Origin of the sequence: Sulfoacidibacillus ferrooxidans, from assembly GCF_022606465.1 — a bacterium.
In the GTDB taxonomy this organism is placed as follows: Bacteria; Bacillota; Bacilli; order Alicyclobacillales; family SLC66; genus Sulfoacidibacillus; species Sulfoacidibacillus ferrooxidans.
Map to the genome: position 1 here is coordinate 60,499 of NZ_JALBUF010000006.1, position 16,489 is coordinate 76,987.

The 16,489-nt window shown below is 43.6% G+C and carries 15 protein-coding genes; 8 read left to right on the forward strand and 7 right to left on the reverse strand.

What is annotated here, in order from left to right; genetic code table 11:
* Window positions 1-72 precede the first annotated feature (72 nt).
* The 3 genes from MM817_RS10120 to MM817_RS10130 all read right to left on the reverse strand — a co-directional run bounded on the left by MM817_RS10120 (window position 73) and on the right by MM817_RS10130 (window position 2,143).
* Window positions 73-660 carry a DUF3501 family protein gene (locus MM817_RS10120; protein ID WP_241714408.1) on the reverse strand — a complete coding sequence of 196 codons (588 nt, stop codon included), beginning with the start codon at window positions 658-660 and terminating at the stop codon, window positions 73-75.
* A 66-nt stretch (window positions 661-726) separates the two neighbouring features.
* Window positions 727-1,152 (reverse strand): rubrerythrin family protein, encoded by a 426-nt coding sequence (locus MM817_RS10125; protein ID WP_241714410.1) that lies wholly within the window; start codon window positions 1,150-1,152, stop codon window positions 727-729.
* A 67-nt stretch (window positions 1,153-1,219) separates the two neighbouring features.
* Window positions 1,220-2,143: a TIGR01777 family oxidoreductase gene (locus MM817_RS10130; protein ID WP_241714419.1), complete on the reverse strand. Its 924-nt coding sequence runs from the start codon at window positions 2,141-2,143 to the stop codon at window positions 1,220-1,222.
* A 122-nt stretch (window positions 2,144-2,265) separates the two neighbouring features.
* Between MM817_RS10130 and MM817_RS10135 the strand changes: the two genes are divergently transcribed.
* Window positions 2,266-3,864: a fatty acyl-CoA synthetase gene (locus MM817_RS10135; protein WP_241714421.1), complete on the forward strand. Its 1,599-nt coding sequence runs from the start codon at window positions 2,266-2,268 to the stop codon at window positions 3,862-3,864.
* 100 nt (window positions 3,865-3,964) lie between these two features.
* Here MM817_RS10135 and MM817_RS10140 read toward each other — a convergent pair whose 3' ends face one another.
* From MM817_RS10140 to MM817_RS10155, 4 genes are all read right to left on the reverse strand, one after another.
* Window positions 3,965-4,831, reverse strand: coding sequence for an aldo/keto reductase (locus MM817_RS10140; protein ID WP_241714423.1), 867 nt, complete (start codon window positions 4,829-4,831; stop codon window positions 3,965-3,967).
* Between the two features lie 131 nt (window positions 4,832-4,962).
* Window positions 4,963-5,142: an aminopeptidase gene (locus MM817_RS10145; protein ID WP_419723385.1), complete on the reverse strand. Its 180-nt coding sequence runs from the start codon at window positions 5,140-5,142 to the stop codon at window positions 4,963-4,965.
* 26 nt (window positions 5,143-5,168) lie between these two features.
* Window positions 5,169-5,393 (reverse strand): aminopeptidase, encoded by a 225-nt coding sequence (locus MM817_RS10150; protein WP_241714425.1) that lies wholly within the window; start codon window positions 5,391-5,393, stop codon window positions 5,169-5,171.
* Window positions 5,394-5,554: 161 nt separating this feature from the next.
* On the reverse strand, window positions 5,555-6,949 hold the full coding sequence (locus tag MM817_RS10155) for an MFS transporter (protein ID WP_241714427.1): 1,395 nt from the start codon (window positions 6,947-6,949) through the stop codon (window positions 5,555-5,557).
* 372 nt (window positions 6,950-7,321) lie between these two features.
* Between MM817_RS10155 and MM817_RS10160 the strand changes: the two genes are divergently transcribed.
* The 7 genes from MM817_RS10160 to MM817_RS10190 all read left to right on the forward strand — a co-directional run bounded on the left by MM817_RS10160 (window position 7,322) and on the right by MM817_RS10190 (window position 16,453).
* Window positions 7,322-8,551: a substrate-binding domain-containing protein gene (locus MM817_RS10160; protein WP_241714429.1), complete on the forward strand. Its 1,230-nt coding sequence runs from the start codon at window positions 7,322-7,324 to the stop codon at window positions 8,549-8,551.
* 25 nt (window positions 8,552-8,576) lie between these two features.
* Window positions 8,577-9,335 carry an ABC transporter ATP-binding protein gene (locus MM817_RS10165; RefSeq protein ID WP_241714430.1) on the forward strand — a complete coding sequence of 253 codons (759 nt, stop codon included), beginning with the start codon at window positions 8,577-8,579 and terminating at the stop codon, window positions 9,333-9,335.
* Window positions 9,319-10,053, forward strand: coding sequence for an ABC transporter ATP-binding protein (locus MM817_RS10170; RefSeq protein WP_241714432.1), 735 nt, complete (start codon window positions 9,319-9,321; stop codon window positions 10,051-10,053). The genes MM817_RS10165 and MM817_RS10170 overlap by 17 nt, the downstream gene beginning before the upstream one ends.
* On the forward strand, window positions 10,050-10,916 hold the full coding sequence (locus MM817_RS10175) for a branched-chain amino acid ABC transporter permease (RefSeq protein ID WP_241714434.1): 867 nt from the start codon (window positions 10,050-10,052) through the stop codon (window positions 10,914-10,916). The genes MM817_RS10170 and MM817_RS10175 overlap by 4 nt, the downstream gene beginning before the upstream one ends.
* A 95-nt stretch (window positions 10,917-11,011) precedes the next feature.
* The gene (locus tag MM817_RS10180) at window positions 11,012-11,869 is read left to right on the forward strand and encodes a branched-chain amino acid ABC transporter permease (RefSeq protein WP_241714436.1); all 858 of its coding nucleotides are present in this window, start codon (window positions 11,012-11,014) and stop codon (window positions 11,867-11,869) included.
* A 2-nt stretch (window positions 11,870-11,871) separates the two neighbouring features.
* On the forward strand, window positions 11,872-13,122 hold the full coding sequence (locus MM817_RS10185) for a prolyl oligopeptidase family serine peptidase (protein WP_241714438.1): 1,251 nt from the start codon (window positions 11,872-11,874) through the stop codon (window positions 13,120-13,122).
* A gap of 121 nt (window positions 13,123-13,243) precedes the next feature.
* Window positions 13,244-16,453, forward strand: a complete 3,210-nt coding sequence (locus MM817_RS10190) for a BTAD domain-containing putative transcriptional regulator (RefSeq protein ID WP_241714440.1) — start codon at window positions 13,244-13,246, stop codon at window positions 16,451-16,453.
* Window positions 16,454-16,489: the final 36 nt, after the last annotated feature.

Here is a 16,489-nt window from a genome sequence, read left to right on the forward strand (position 1 = left end):
TAAGACTACTACAACAATATAAAAAGGTAGCTTGCACTGTCATAACGCTCTTATGACAATGCAAGCTACCTTTTATCTAATATCCTCTTGTAAAGAGCCAATAGTATCTTCAGTGAGTGCAATCTCTAAATGTACGTTGGCATGGTCTAACACGATGCTAATATGACTAGACGATGCTGGTTCATGAAGTACATACTGTTTTGCTGTTGGTGTCAAAGGGAATTTCACATAATGCACACTTGTGGTAAACTCCCTTTCCGTATGCTCTTCTTCAAAAATAGCAGGGATTACCTCTGTGCCTACTTCTATAAACAACGCATGTTCAATACCCTTTAGTTGTCTGAGTTTATCCTCTAACTGTGTCAAGTCATCCATTTCAATGAATAACGTAGCAGACCATTCATCTTCGCCTGGTAACATAGGTGAATAAATATCAATATATTCTTTTATTTCGTCTGCATCTTCCAAATCCTCGGCATTCACCAACTCTTGAATTTGGAATAGAACGGTTTTGCGATTTTCAAACAATAAGGACATGTACTCACTGACCTTTACGCGACGCCTGCGCTTATACTCTATCATTTTGCGCACGTATTCATCGCGACCCAACTTATAGGTATGAAGCGAAACGACATCCTTCATTGAGATACTAGCTGCCAATTTATCACACCCCAACTTGCAATCTGCCGTCAAAATAAATACTGGCGGCAGATCGCGATCAATGGATCATTCAAGTGAATCGAGTAGTTTTTGAAAACGTTGTGCGTGAACACGCTCAGCTTTTGCCATTACTTCCATCCACTCACCGATCTCTTCAAAACCCTCTTCGCGCGCTGTTGCCGCAAATCCTGGATACATCTCCGTATATTCATAAGTTTCCCCAGCAATCGCGGACTTTAACATCTCTTTTGCATCATCCACTGGAAACCCCGTAACTGGATCGCCCTCGCCGTGATCTCGTAAACGATCAAAGTGTCCAAACGCATGTTTTGTTTCTCCGTTTGAAATACTGCGAAACAAGTTGGAAACCTCTACTGCACCTTCTAGATCTGCTTTATCTGCAAAGTACAAATACCGACGATTGGCTTGCGCTTCCCCAGCAAATCCCACTCGTAAATTATCAGCCGTCTTACTTCCTTGTAGTTTTCCCATGTTATCACCCTCCTTAGAATATCAATATCTCATGTGGACAAAATAATCAAGTCAATATGGACATTTTTCACTTACTATTTGGATGAATCAACTGACTGAGTGCAGATTGTAGATCCGGAAATAAAAATGTATACCCATGCTTAATAGCCTTGTCAGGAAGAACCCTCTGACCTAGTAATACCATGTCTGCCATTTCCCCCATGAACAATCGCAAAACAATTGAAGGAACACTTGCCCAGTGTTTTCTTTTCATCTCATGTGCCAATACTTGTCCAAAGCGATCCATCGTAACTGGCTCCAGAGCCGTCATATTGACTGGGCCGAATACATCTTCAACTGACATACTCCACATGATCATGCCAATCACATCATCCATATGAATCCAAGACACAAACTGCGTACCAGATCCTATTTTCCCGCCCACATGAAGTCGATAAGGCAGCATCATTTTTTCTAGCGCACCACCATCTGCTCCAAGCACAACGCCAAATCTCGCCAATACTACTCGCACACCCTGCGACTGCACAGCTTGTGTGCGCTCTTCCCATGCCTTGGCTACAGAAGCTAAAAAATCATTGCCCACAGATGCAGAGTCTTCAGTGAACGTAGCTGTTGTACTCACTCCATAATAGCCAACCGCAGAAGCTTGAATAAGTACACGTGGTTTCGTCTTTTGAGCAGCAATAAAATGAGAAAGGGCTTCCGTCGTGGCCAATCGACTCTGCATAATCCTTATCTTTCTCTTTCGCGTCCAGCGCGAAGCATTGAGTGATTCACCTGCTAAGTTCACGATTACAGTGATATCTTTCGGTGCCACTTGTGCAGTTACAAATGCATCGTATGCCATGACATAGACGTGTTTGCCAAACACAGAGCTTGCCTGTTCACGATTGCGACTCACAACCACCACTTCGTGACCACGAAGTAACAGCTCACGAACCACATGTCTACCTACAAATCCAGTAGCACCAATCACCATCACACACTCCACGATACACATCCCCCTATGCTCTACTCAGGAAATCCAGTCATACATATACCACAAAGGAAAAATCAATTCCCTGTCGAATATCATCTTTAATAAGAGAAAGGTTACAGAAAGGTAGTGCATACATGACATTATCAGATTCTTCTGCCGCTTTTTCACACACCCTGCAACGCGCTCGTCGCAATACACTAGGTGACTTACTTAGCCGAAGTGCGGCACGGTATCCTAACAAAATTGCGTTAGTCTACGGCGAGCAACGCGTGACATTTAGAGAACTAGAAGAACGAACAAACCAAACGGCTAATGCATTGCTCGCTGATGGAGTGACCCATGGATTAAAGGTGGCCATTTTATCAAAAAATAATCTTGATTTTGTTATTGTGAAATATGCTGTAGCTAAGCTCGGAGCAATTCTCGTTCCTATCAACTACATGCTCACTGCTCATGAAACGGCCTATATTCTTAGTCATTCAGAAGTTTCACATCTAGTTGCCGCTTCAGGGTTTGCCGAGTCTCTTGACGCTGCTGTCGCTCTTGCGAATAACCTTTCTATTTTAGCCCGATATATGATCGACACCCAACCAGATCAACGCTTACACATGTGGAAAGCGCTCACAAACTACAGTCAATCTTTCTCAACCGTCGCACCAGACATGGACATAGACGATGAAGATATCGCACAAATTCTGTATACCAGTGGTACCGAGTCTCGTCCTAAGGGTGTTATGCTCACGCATAGTAGTCTCATCGCTCAATATGTAAGTTGTATGGTCGACGGATCGATGACAAGTGAAGATATCATCATTCATGCGCTTCCTTTTTACCATAGTGCACAACTTAATTGCTTATTAGGCCCTGGCATTTATCTTGGAGCAACCGGCATCATCTTGCAACAGGCAGCCCCAGATCTCATCTTATCTGCAGTAAAAGATGAGCAAGCCACACATCTATTTTGTCCACCCACTGTATGGATCGCACTCCTTCGCCATCCCGCATTTGATCAATCATTACCATCCATCACCAACGGTTACTACGGTGCAGCTATCATGCCCATGGAAATTTTAAAAGAATTGGCAAAGCGTTTGCCAAACACCCGATTGTTTAACTTTTATGGCCAAACAGAAGTCGCGCCACTTGCAACCGTTTTACAACCAGAAGATCAACTACGTAAACTGGGCTCAGCTGGTAAACCTGCACTCAATGTAGAAACAAAGATCGTAGATGAGTATGATCAGAATGTCCCGCCACTGACCATTGGCGAGATTGTCCACCGCACACCACATGCGATGAAAGGGTATCTACATGATCCTATCCGAACACAAGAAGCATTTCGAGGTGGTTGGTTTCATAGTGGGGATTTAGGTTACCTCGATGAGGATGGCTATCTGACTGTTGTCGATCGCAAAAAAGATATGATCAAATCCGGTGGAGTCAATGTCTCTAGCCGCGAAGTAGAAGAAGTCATCTACGAATATAACGGAGTACTTGAAGTTGCTGTCATCGGAATACCTGATGATTATTGGATTGAAGCCGTGACTGCAATCGTCGTGATAAAAGATGGCATGTCATTTGACCCTCAAGACCTGCTAGAGCATTGTAAAGGAAAGTTAGCAAAGTTTAAAATTCCAAAACACATCATTCAAGTAGAGCAGTTACCACGCAATCCAAGTGGCAAAATTCTTAAACGCGAATTGCGCGACCAGCATCAATTACCATCTAAGTGAATCATGCATGATTCATACAGAGAGCTGGGCGATTCCTCGTTCAACTCAAAGCTCTCTGTATGAATCAACTCTTTAAACGACGCTTATCGCATATACCTACTTATATTGACTGTGTCAACATATCATAATCAGCATCGCTCAGTTCGATTTCTGCCGCAGCAATATTTTCTTCAACGTGAGAGACAGTCGATGTGCCAGGAATGGGCAACATCACAGGTGACCGCTTTAGCAACCAAGCCAACGCGAGTTGAGAAGGTTTAGCATGGAGACGCTTGGCCAGCTCATCAAGCGGCCCACCCTCTTTGGCTAGCTGACCTGTGGCCAAAGGAAACCAAGGGATAAACGCCATCTGATGCATTTCACAGTACTGAAGAACAGGTTCGGCATCCCGTTTGGCGAGATTGTACAGATTTTGTACCGAAACAATACGAGCCGTTTGCTGTGCCTGTTCCAACTCAGAAACGCTCACTTCGCTCAATCCAATATGACGAATCTTACCCTCTTGTTGTAAGAGTGCCAGTTCGCCCACTTGCTCTTCAAGAGGAACCTGCGGATCAATGCGATGTAATTGAAGTAAATCAATGCGTTCTAGACCAAGATGTCGCAAACTCAATTCGACCTGCTGACGCAAGTACTCCGGCCGTCCCACGGGTCGCCAGACATTAGGTCCTGATCGTGTGAGTCCAGCCTTTGTGGCAATCACAACATCCGCTGCGTATGGGTGTAATGCTTCCTTAATAAGCATTTCTGAAACAAATGGTCCGTACGAATCAGCCGTATCTATGAAGGTCACACCAAGTTCCACTGCGCGCCGAAGTACACGTATAGCTTCTTGTGGATCTTTAGGATGACCCCATATCCCTGGCCCCGTCAACTGCATGGCACCATATCCTAAACGATGAACAGGCAGGTCTCCCCCAATAGCAAAATTACCGGACTTTTTAGCTGTTACACCGTGAATCGACATGATTTATTGCCTCCTCGAAGATCATTCATTACATGAAACGTTGACCAACCTTACTACTGCATTATACACTATGTATCTCCTGTAAAAACACTGTCGTGCACAACTAGCATTAAACGATGGTTAAGAAAAACTTAGTTCGACGATTCAATCACCCATCGTCCCGCCTTTAAAATTTGGATGCTTTCTCTATTTTCGCGCACGCCAATGATATCCAGTTCACCTGAGCCAATCATAAAGTCCACGTGCACTACACTTGTATTGAGTCCGTGTACTTCTAATTCTTCCGCTGTCATTCCGTCCCCACCCTCTATGCAAAGTGGGTATGCATCGCCTAACGCTACATGGCATGCTGCATTCTCATCAAGCGATCAAGTTCTGCATCTTCCCATTCCACATGAACACGTTTAGCTCCTTGTGCATATGCAAGTTCAGTTATCTTATGAACGAGTTCACTTCCAAATAAGGGCGCGCGAATAAGAACTTCTTGTCCGGACTGAACATCTACGCCGAGCTTCACAATGAGTTCAGCATATTTTGCTAACCGTTCTTGAAATTCATTCATAAAACCACTCTCCTCATACGACACATTGGCTTCTTATGCAAATATACACCATATCAGCTTACATACGTTGCTTATATCCAACAAATCTAATAGGGTCAGGTGTATCGTGCTCACCTGACCCTATACGTACTCTTCTCTGAGCGATAAAGTTTGGATATAAATTATAACTGGATTCCTGACACATCCTCAAAAGTGACGTCAGTTACTTGCTCTAGTGACTTTCTTGTTGCCCGAACTGTAAATCCCATAAAAATCAGGGATGCGAGCGTGGCTATGCCCATTAACAAAAATGCCCCCGTAAACCCATAGATTCCGTAAATAAGCAGTGCAAGCGGTGCAGATATGGCACCCCCAAAGTGACCAATGCCATCACACATCGCAAGCCCAGAACTACGAGACCGCGTGGGAAAGTGTTCCGCCGTGATAATGTAACCAAGAATTGACAAGAGAGCAATGGTTGTCGTGAAGAGAAATCCACCAATAATGATCATCGCAGGTGATGAAGCAAAGGCAACGAGAATCATAGCCAATCCACCGATCACTCCAGAAATAATCAATGAAATTTTACGCTCCACTTTGTCACCGAACCATAGAACATAGAGTGCACCAACGACGAATCCAATACTAGAAATGGCTGAAAAATCAATGCTGCTTGCTAAATTGTACCCCTTATCTACTAGAAACGTCGGAGCTAATCCCAAATATGTGTAGTCAGCAACGTACCATAACAACCAATACACAAGAAGAATGATCATTCGATTTAAATAAGGCGGTTTTAACAAAGATAGCAGTGGGAATCCATGTGCCTTTTCTTCTAATGGCATATCAACGACTGGAGGAAGGGACTTGCCACCCATTTTAGCCATAGCCTGTTTCTCAATCCTGTCAACTAAAGCGATCGCTTGATCATGATGTCCATGAATGAGCAACCACCGTGGAGATTCAATCAGTGCATTGGACATAAATAGCATGAAAATTCCACCAAATCCCCCGATAAAAAGAAGTACTCTCCATCCCCATGAAAATTCCGGCACAATCGCCATAGCTACAAATGGTACAGCCGCCAAACCCACAAAAGCAAATACATTAGCTAGACCGGTAAATCTCCCACGAAGTGCAGCAGGGGATATTTCACCCATATACGTAGAAACTTGCGAGATCATCGTTCCAATACCCATACCAACGACAAAGCGAAAAGCAATTAAAACATCTACATTAGGACTAAGGGCGGTTCCGAACGAGCCTACGGTATAGAGAAGAATACCCGTAATAAGAGCCATTTTACGCCCGTAATAATCACTAATCACACTCACAATAAGGGAACCCACAATGTAACCATATAAACTAAAACTAATTGACTGAGAAACCAAAAGAGTAGATACGTGAAACTGCTGCGTGATAACTGGAATACCGTAAGCAACATTTGTAATATCAAAAAATGCGAAGAAATAGCCTAGACCGAGCATAATCAACAGTTTTGAACCGTGTGGCCAAATCGGGATTCTTTCTAACCGTGCAAGTGGATTCACTGCTGTTACTTTAGGTGCAGTTGACATTTTGATCCCTCCTATATTGGTAATTCAATGATACCTCTCAACTATTCTCCATCTTTCTATGCAGCGTTGCTACATTGCTTTGTAAGCCCTTTCATTCATGTTCGTCAAACCATCTCCTTTCAGTGCAAAGATACTCCATTACTCATGCACCGGTTCCCAGATGCACCAGAGTATGAAAACGCATTCTTATTCCGTGTACTAGTACTGTACCATATTTCAGTCACAAAAAAGTCACACGATATGTGACATTGAAATGCTCAACTTCCCACTTACTTACCTATGAGTTCCTTTTGTGACTCTCTCGTGACTAATAAATGATATATTTCAAACAGATTAGGTATGCGCTTTCACAATAGAAAAGGGGGCATTTACATGCGTACACGTTATCAATGGGCTGGCATTGTTATGACTGCCACCGTAGTCGCTTCATTAATGGCAGGCTGCGGAACAAATTCAACTCCATCCGCTACAGGATCAGGGCCCAGTAACAGTGCCATTAAAATTGGCGTTGTTACGGCACTTTCAGGAGCACTTGCAGATTATGGTCAAGAGTGGAAACGCGGTTTCACCATTGGATTACAATATGCAACAGGTGGGACGGACAAAATTGATGGACATCCTATTCAAGTAATTTGGTCAGATGGCGACTCCACGCCAACACAATCCGTCATTGATGCAAAAAACTTACTTCAAAGCGATGGAGTCAATGTACTCGCAGGCGGCGTGAATAGTGCAAGCGCCATAGCCATGGAACCACTCGCGCAAAAATATCAAACTGTATACATGGTAGGGCCAGCCGTTGCCGACAGCATCACAGGTAAACACTACAACAAATATATTTTTAAAATCTCACCAAACTCCTATATGGAAGCCAAAGCGGCGGTCATGTCCATTAGCACCCCAGGTGCTACAGTCGCTCAGCTTGCTCCGAGTTATGCATTTGGTTATGACTCTGTAGCTGCATTTCAACAACTAGCAACGCAAGCGGGATTAAAAGATATTCTTAATGTATATGCCGATCCTACTGCAACGGACTTCACCCCTCAACTCACGAAAATTTTACAGGCTCATCCAAAGTATCTATTTGTGACATGGGCTGGTGCGCCAGGACCTTGGAATTCAATTGTGAATATGCAGTTAGAAAAACAAGGAATTACTGTGGTCACAGGGATACCAAATATCGCGGCCATTCAAGCATTATTCGGCAACTTTGCGGGAATGCATGGCTTTACTACTTACTTTTACACATTGCCTCATAATCCCATAAATAATTACTTGATAGCACATGATCAGTCTGAATTCCATACTGTTCCTGATTTGTTTGATCCAGATGGGATGGCAGCTGCTATTGCAATCGTGGATGGGCTTAAGAAAACAGATGGTAACGCCAATGGAAATGCACTCTCTGCTGCTCTTTCCGGTATGACATTCCAAGGGCCTAAAGGCACATATCGATTCAGAGCATCTGACCATCAAGCATTACAAAATCAGTACAGTGTGGTCCTCAAAAATGAGCCTGGTTTTAACTATCCAGTACCCACACTATTAAAAGTAATTACAGCAAACGAAACGATTCCACCCGTACTGAATAACGGGCAATAAATCAATGACGGTGGAGGTTTTGTAGGTGGCAACATTGGAGGCGGATGGAATATCAGTTGGATATCGCAATCATCTCGTGGTTCAAAACGTTTCACTAACACTCGACCCAGGTGAGTTTCTTTCATTGATTGGTCCAAATGGAGCCGGAAAAACAACCTTACTAAGCGCTCTTGGAGGTCAACTTCGCATTCGATCTGGATCATTACGATATGATGGGCAGACCATTACAACATGGTCTGCAGATCGCCGCGCGCGTGCAGGCATCGGCAGGTCATTTCAAGCGATTCACCTATTCCCTAATTTAACAGCGGAACAAAATGTGAGGCTCGCAGTTCAAGCTACACGCAAACTACATGTGCGTGACTGGCTTTGGCAAACGCGCTCAGATGTGTTGGATGCGACCAAAAATACGTTGAGTGCAGTCGGTTTAGAACATGTGGCACCCATCATAGCCAAGTCACTCTCTCATGGCGACAAACGCAAACTAGAACTCGCGATGTTGTTGGCCTTGCAACCACGTATTCTTCTTTTAGATGAACCTACTGCAGGGATGAGTTTAACCGAGGCACCCAAAATGCTCGATTTAATTGAGCAGCTTAAATCACTTCGACAATATGCCATTATTTTAGTTGAACACAAAGTCGACGTCGTCATGAAACTCTCTGATCGCATCATGGTTCTTAATCAAGGGAAGGTGCTTGCAGAAGGTTCGCCATCGGAAGTGATGAAGAACCCAGAAGTCACACAGGCGTACTTGGGAGGATCACATGGAAGCACTGCTTGAAGTGAAGGATCTGTATGCAAATATTGGCCAATTCTCTATTTTACAAGGTGTTTCCTTGTCTGTTCAAAAGAATGCGATCAATGTCATCTTGGGTCGCAATGGAGCAGGAAAATCAACCACCTTACGAACCATTATGGGCTATGTTCGCCCACTAAAAGGTACGATTCAGTTGGACTCCACAAACTTGAGCAATCTTACAACCTATCAAATTGCTCGTAAAGGGATAGGTTATATGCCAGAAGATGCAAATATCTTTGCGAATCTCACTGTGGAAGAAAATTTGCTTATCTCTATGCCAAATCGAGAAGCACGAACTGCAAAACGTCTTAGCGATATGCGCGATTTATTCCCGGACCTCACTGTCGCTTGGAATCGCCAAGCCGGAACACTTAGCGGTGGTCAAAGACAAATGATGGCACTCGCATCAGTTCTCGTATCACAACCAAACCTCGTTCTCATCGATGAACCAAGTAAGGGTCTATCTCCTCTACTGGTTGAGCGAATTGGTGATGCGCTCGTTCAACTTCGAACGGAAACGACGATTGTATTAGTTGAGCAAAATTTTTTCTTAGCTAAGCGCACAGGAGATTACGTAACCGTCTTAGATGATGGTCAAACCGTATATACAGGAGACATGCAAGCACTCGCATCATCAGAAGATCTATTGCAACATTATCTGGGTCTGCAATTACAAACGAAAGATGGGATGGGTCTATGAATGTCTTTCTCACGCTTGCCTTAGATGGAATATCAACTGGCGCACTATACTTCCTCATGGCGGCTGGACTCACCTTAATATTTGGTCTTTTACGTGTAATTAATTTTGCACACGGTGGCATTTTTGTGTGGGGAGCTTATGCAGCAACCTTTATGTACAGTGCATCACATCAATTCATATGGTCGCTTCTAATTGGAACTCTCGTAGGTGGGTTACTCGGATGGTTAATGGAGACTGGATTAATTTCTGCCGTATATGGGGATGGCAATCAACAACTTCTTGTCACGATGGGAATTCTCATTGTGTTAACAGAAATCATACAAATTCTATTTGGACGAGACCCTGTATTATCTGAAGCACCGCCATTTCTTAATCACTCATGGATCATTGGTCATGTCATTCTTGTTGAATACCCTCTTTTTACTATTGTCATGGCTGCGATCGTATTTGGACTACTTATGTATATCTTACGCAAAACTCGTTTGGGACTTATTATTCGAGCAGGTGTTGATAATCGCGCATTAGTGGAAGCAAGAGGCATTCCAATTCGCCGCATATTTACAGTAGTATTCATTCTTGGTGCTGCACTCGCTGGGTTTGCAGGTGCCTTGTCCGGACCATATTACGGTGCTGTAACGCCATCGATGGGCTTAGATATGCAATTAAACGCATTTATTATCGTGGTTTTAGGTGGTCTTGGCAGTTTGATAGGGTCATTAGTTGGGAGTTTATTAATAGGATTGGCAACAGCCATTGTGAGCTATTACACCCCATCATTTGCTGTATTAGCCAATGTATTGTTGATGACAACTATACTTTTGATTCGACCACAAGGACTATTTGGTGAAGGAGAGATTGACTAGTGCGCTCATCCATACGCATACCAGCTATTCTAGTCTTCATTCTCTTCATCCTCCTCTTTCCATACATGTTTGGTACCGCAGGAAATGCAACTTTGATGGAACAAATTTTCGCATTCGGCATATTTGCCATGTCATATGATTTGCTTATTGGGTATACAGGCATTGTCTCTTTTGGACACGCGATGTTTTTTGGAACAGGCGCATATGCAGTCGCCATTGTACTATCCAAGACTGGGGGTAGCACAACCGGTTTGATGCTTGGTTTTCTCGTTGCCATTGTGCTGGCCGCAGTCCTGAGTTTTATCGTAGCATTTATATCATTACGCGTTCGACATACGTACTTTGCTATGATTACACTGGCCGTTGGACAAGTGTTTTTTGTCCTTGCAGGTTCTCAACCTCTTAGACCACTAACAAATTCAAACGATGGATTAACTGTATTAACGCCGCAATGGCTAAACAGCAACCTTTCTGTTTACTATTTAATCGCACTAAGCCTACTTGTCATTACCTTTTTATTACATCGTTTTGTTCATTCCCCCGTTGGCGATATCTTGCGTGGCCTACGTGAAAATGAAGGACGTTCCAAAGCCCTCGGATATCCAGTTTTTCGCTATAAAGCGGCTGCATTTTTTATATCGGGCGTGATTGCAGCACTTGCAGGCGGTTTATATGTCATTGTGGAATCATTTGTGAGCACATCCGTATACGATGTGAGTTCCGTTTCACTTCAAGTATTACTCATGACGATTATTGGTGGCGTCGGCACACTGTACGGCGGTTTATTAGGCGCAGGAATTATTATCTTAGCACAAAATGAACTATCCAATCTAGCCGGTTCAAACCCACTGTTTAGTCATTCCGAAATCGTTTTTGGCGTCCTTTACATCGTAGTTGTTCGATTTTTACCAAAGGGAATTCTCGGCTCCCTTATGAAATGGAAAGGACGATAGCCATGGACGTTACACATAATACTAAAGAAGTTTTGGACCTCACCACCCGTGGATGTGGTGTGCATGCAGATGCAGATGCTCTGGTATATCGAACTCCAAGCATTCATACTGCCGTTCCAGGAACTCTATGGCAAGGTAAAATAGGAAGAGCAAATGCCCTGGTTCGCTTACCATCGGAGCAGCATTGGAATGGAAAGTTATTAATAGGAGCAACACCTGCTACACGTAATGAATATTCACTTGACTTATTGTTATCAGATATCGCCTTGTATCGGGGATACGCATATGCCGCCTGCGACAAAGCAACTCCAGGGTTAACACTGCGCGATTTATCTCGAACCATGGAAGAATGGGAACAAGTCCACGTAGACTTAGTTGACTTTGCGACAAGACTAACGAAAGAAAAATATCAGAGTTCACCTACGCAAACCTATATTTCAGGGCTTAGCAACGGTGGATTTGTAACTCGCTTCATGCTAGAACGCCATCATGATTTATTTGACGGTGGAGTAGAATGGGAAGGAGTGCTATGGCGGGCTGACCACCGCCATTTACTCACTACACTACCGATCTATGTCGCAAACTATCCTATTTATCGCAATTGGCGGGGAGATTGGACGCAGTGGGAACGTAGCGCAGCATATGAAAAATTACTCGATGCAGGCCTCCATCCCGCCTCTGAGTTTCAATGGCACCGTTACTTTCTTACGTATTGGGTGGTTTCTCTATGGCTCTATGGCATTCAGATGGATCCAGATTGGGAACCATTTCAACGACCTTGGTCTAATGAGTGGCTCAGCCATCCAGAATCATTAGCCGACTATCCTTGGCAAGAGCGACTTGACCAATTGACGGCACATATTGCACCTATCCAAAATTCCGGTAAGATCGGAAAACCTTTATTATCTGTCGCAGGAAATGAAGACTGCCTGATCCCCTATCGATATCACGCAGAGGCCTATGCTCAGTTGGTTAAGAATGCTGGGGCAGGTAGTATCCATCGGAGCTATGAAATTGCAAACGGAAATCACGTAGATGGACTACTGCGCATTGAAAAAGGTGGCCAACAACCTGTTCAACCATTTTATGAGGCCGCCTTACAGCACCTTGAAAAATGGGTTGAAAATGGGATCGATCCTCCACAATCGCAGTGTTACCAATCTATCCATGAATTCGCACCTGATTTCCAATTATTTTCAATTGGTAACAGAGATGTGTTAGACTCCGTACAAAAGAAATTATTTTATTTGTAACCATCCATGACTACATGAGTCAATAAAAAAACTATTCATGACTTTATAGTCAACACTCGTGTAGAATTAGATATAGACTATCTATATTGTCCGAAAACATAGTACAGTGGAGGCGAAGAACATGGGAGTAGCACGTTTTGAACGGAAGCAACCACCACGTATGCGACGAGCAAACATGCCACGACCACGCATCATGAACCTCCTTTCAGATATTCCTGATTACCCTGCCACAGTGGTGAAGGCCGGTGCTGGATACGGAAAAACAACTGCCGTTTCAAATTATCTATCGCAAAGTGGATTGCAGCGTCGATGGCTAACCTTATCAACGGAAGACAGAGATACCTCACTATTTGTCCGAAGTATCCTAGAGTCTATATTGCCTACAAACGCTGCCCAAGAGGACCTTGAGGCAGTGGTTCTTTCTAGTCAATCACCTGTTACTTGGATGGCATCTGCCGTTTCAGCTGCTTCACTCATTTCGCATTATATTGTCGAAGAAACGATTCTCGTACTTGATGATTTTCAGGTGATTGATGGAGAGTTTGCCCTGATATCGTGGATGGATGCATGGTTGCGAGACATTCCACACCATCTGCACGTCGTCATTGTGACAAGATCACGCCCCACGTTGCCATACCTTTTACAATTAATGCTACACGATGATGTTCTTATGATCCAAGAACGAGATCTAGCCTTCAATGAAGATGAAGTCGCCGCCTTATTTCGGTTGAACGCCGAACATGAAGAATCCAGCTTAACCGACCGACAGATACATAACTTAGTAGAGCGCACAGGTGGTATGGCTCTTGTTATCTCTCTCTTGTTACGTGAATGGCGCAATGAACCTTCACTTGCCAAACTAAAAAATTTACTCGTCAATCAAACAACACTACTTGATTCCATAGGTCGTTTATTTGAAGTAGGGTTATCCTCCACCGAAATAGAATTTTTTCGTTCAACCAGTGTGATGACCACACTTCATCCAAACATCTGTGATGCGCTTCTCCAACGTAACGATAGTAAAAAAATATTAATCGAAGCGGAGCATCGTGGGCATATCTTGCTTGCAGCAGAATCAGACTGCTACCAATTACACCCTTTAGTTCGAGATTATCTATTATGTAGTTTGCACCCACAGCAAAGAAAATCTTTGCTGGACCAAGTAATCACCTGGTACCAACAAAACGGAGATGAGAGCAGAGCGATCGGATATATATTCGATATTATAGATGAACCGGACCGCATCCAACGTTTACTCCCATTTATTCATACCTACCTAGAAAAAGGACAACTATCGACGGTACAAACATGGATCGAAGGAATTTCACCTGATTCTTATGCGTGTTCTGCACAATTAATTTGGGCTCAAGCTGATATCGATCGCCTTAGCAATCGATTTGCACAGGAAAAAGTTGGATTTGAACAATGCAAGCAAGTCGCACAGAATACCTGTGATCACACGATGGTCGCTGAAGCTTTGATTGGGATGATCAGAATTTATCTGGACACGACCCAACCTTACCCAGCCGCACAGCTCATTCGTGAAGCGCGAGCTACTGTGCCACGCTATTTGAAGAAAATCAGAATTACTCTCATTCAACTAGCATTTGAAAACGCACTCAATGGAGGAAAGCCCCACCGGGCAAAACGCCTTCACCATTTTTTACTGTGGAATGGCGCTGGATTACCTGCCAATAACAGTGACTTACGGCTCTTGCTGCGCACAGGTCAAGTAGAAGCAGCAATGACACACCTAAGGAACCGAATGATTCAACATGATGCTAAGAAACGCACTTCACTCTCGCATCGAGAAACTTCTCTATTATTTTCTTTAGTTTGTTCCATGCTTGGCGATCCTAGTACTGCTAAATTAGAGGCAGAACGAGGTAGGTGGATAGCAGATTCGCTAAAAGCACCTTTTGTTCGAGCCGTTGGATTTATTCGATTAGGACACGCACAGCATTTGGCACAACCACTACAAAATGATGCATTGAGATCGTATGAGACTGCTATTAGCTTAATGGATGAAATGGATGTGGCGCGAGGCAAATCCGAAGCTTTCTTAGGACTGTGCTTTGCACACGGATACCACAGTAAATTTCCCTTAGCAAAACTATATGCTGAACAAGGTATTTCTCTAGCATCACGGGTCGGCGATCGATGGATGGAAAACCTTGTCCGCACTGCATATGGTCAAGTCTGTACAGTCCATAACAATACTACTCAAGCGATCACTGAACTAACGCATGCCATGCAAGCATTCACAGAGTGCGGAGATCCATTTATGAGAAATGCTGCACAACTATGGATCATATTTGCTATGCATGCACAAGAGGATATGAGATGGCACAGCGAATTAGATCAACTATTACGATCTGAATTTTCCTTAGGAAGAACCCAATTGCTATCCAAACCCACATTGTTTGGCATGAAAGATCCCCAAACAATCGTACCATTGCTGATGGCACACCAAAAAACACCAGATAGTGAGCATGAATTAACCACGAGATTATTAGAATTATTAGACTCTAATCAATTAGTTCGCCATCCAGGATACACATTATATGTACAGACATTCGGATCATTTGAAGTCTATCGGGGCTTTCAACAGGTCACTAGACATGAATGGCAACGTGAAAAGGCTCGCCAATTGTTTCAATTCTTTCTAACATACCGTGGCAGCCTATTTCATAAAGAAGAGATATGTGACCGGCTATGGGACGGTCTCAACCCAGACTCGGCAGATCGAGACTTCAAAGTGGCCCTCAACGTTTTATCTGCTGCATTAGAACCCAATCGAACGGGACGCGGAACAACCTCATTTATTATTCGGCAAGGAAATCTCTACGGATTAACCTCTCATCCCATGTTATCCATAGACCGGGACATCTTTGTACAAAAAATTCGGGAAGCTGAACAAACACGCGACAATCATCGTATACGTCAACTTCTCTCATCGGCGTTACAACTGTATAAAGGGGCCTATTTGGAAGAGTCTCGATACGAACTTTGGTGCGACGATGAAAGAGAGCGATTGCGTTTGCTTTACCTCCAAGCAGCCACTCGTTACTCTCAACTGTGCATCGAATCCGAAGAATACGATGAGTCGATTCAAACTTGTGACCGCATACTACAAGTAGAACCAACATGGGAAGAAGCCTACGTTGATTTAATGAAGGTGCATGCGCAACTTGGCAATCGCACCATGGTCGTTCAAACATATCAATTGTGCCAACGTGCATTACGCAGAGAACTGGATATCGACGTTTCTACCTCTACGACAACAAAGTTTCAACAGCTCATAAAAAGGGATACATTCCAACAAAGATAGCGCACCGCTGCGATCTATATCACCACTGCGATGTAG

Bases quoted from the DNA above. Each gene is read 5' to 3' on its own strand.
- MM817_RS10135 (WP_241714421.1), top strand. From the start codon at position 2,266: ATGACATTATCAGATTCTTCTGCCGCTTTTTCACACACCCTGCAACGC.
- MM817_RS10175 (WP_241714434.1), top strand. From the start codon at position 10,050: ATGAATGTCTTTCTCACGCTTGCCTTAGATGGAATATCAACTGGCGCA.
- MM817_RS10160 (WP_241714429.1), top strand. From the start codon at position 7,322: ATGCGTACACGTTATCAATGGGCTGGCATTGTTATGACTGCCACCGTA.
- MM817_RS10125 (WP_241714410.1), bottom strand. From the start codon at position 1,152: ATGGGAAAACTACAAGGAAGTAAGACGGCTGATAATTTACGAGTGGGA.
- MM817_RS10150 (WP_241714425.1), bottom strand. From the start codon at position 5,393: ATGAATGAATTTCAAGAACGGTTAGCAAAATATGCTGAACTCATTGTG.
- MM817_RS10180 (WP_241714436.1), top strand. From the start codon at position 11,012: ATGGAACAAATTTTCGCATTCGGCATATTTGCCATGTCATATGATTTG.
- MM817_RS10190 (WP_241714440.1), top strand. From the start codon at position 13,244: ATGGGAGTAGCACGTTTTGAACGGAAGCAACCACCACGTATGCGACGA.
- MM817_RS10185 (WP_241714438.1), top strand. From the start codon at position 11,872: ATGGACGTTACACATAATACTAAAGAAGTTTTGGACCTCACCACCCGT.
- MM817_RS10170 (WP_241714432.1), top strand. From the start codon at position 9,319: ATGGAAGCACTGCTTGAAGTGAAGGATCTGTATGCAAATATTGGCCAA.
- MM817_RS10155 (WP_241714427.1), bottom strand. From the start codon at position 6,949: ATGTCAACTGCACCTAAAGTAACAGCAGTGAATCCACTTGCACGGTTA.
- MM817_RS10140 (WP_241714423.1), bottom strand. From the start codon at position 4,831: ATGTCGATTCACGGTGTAACAGCTAAAAAGTCCGGTAATTTTGCTATT.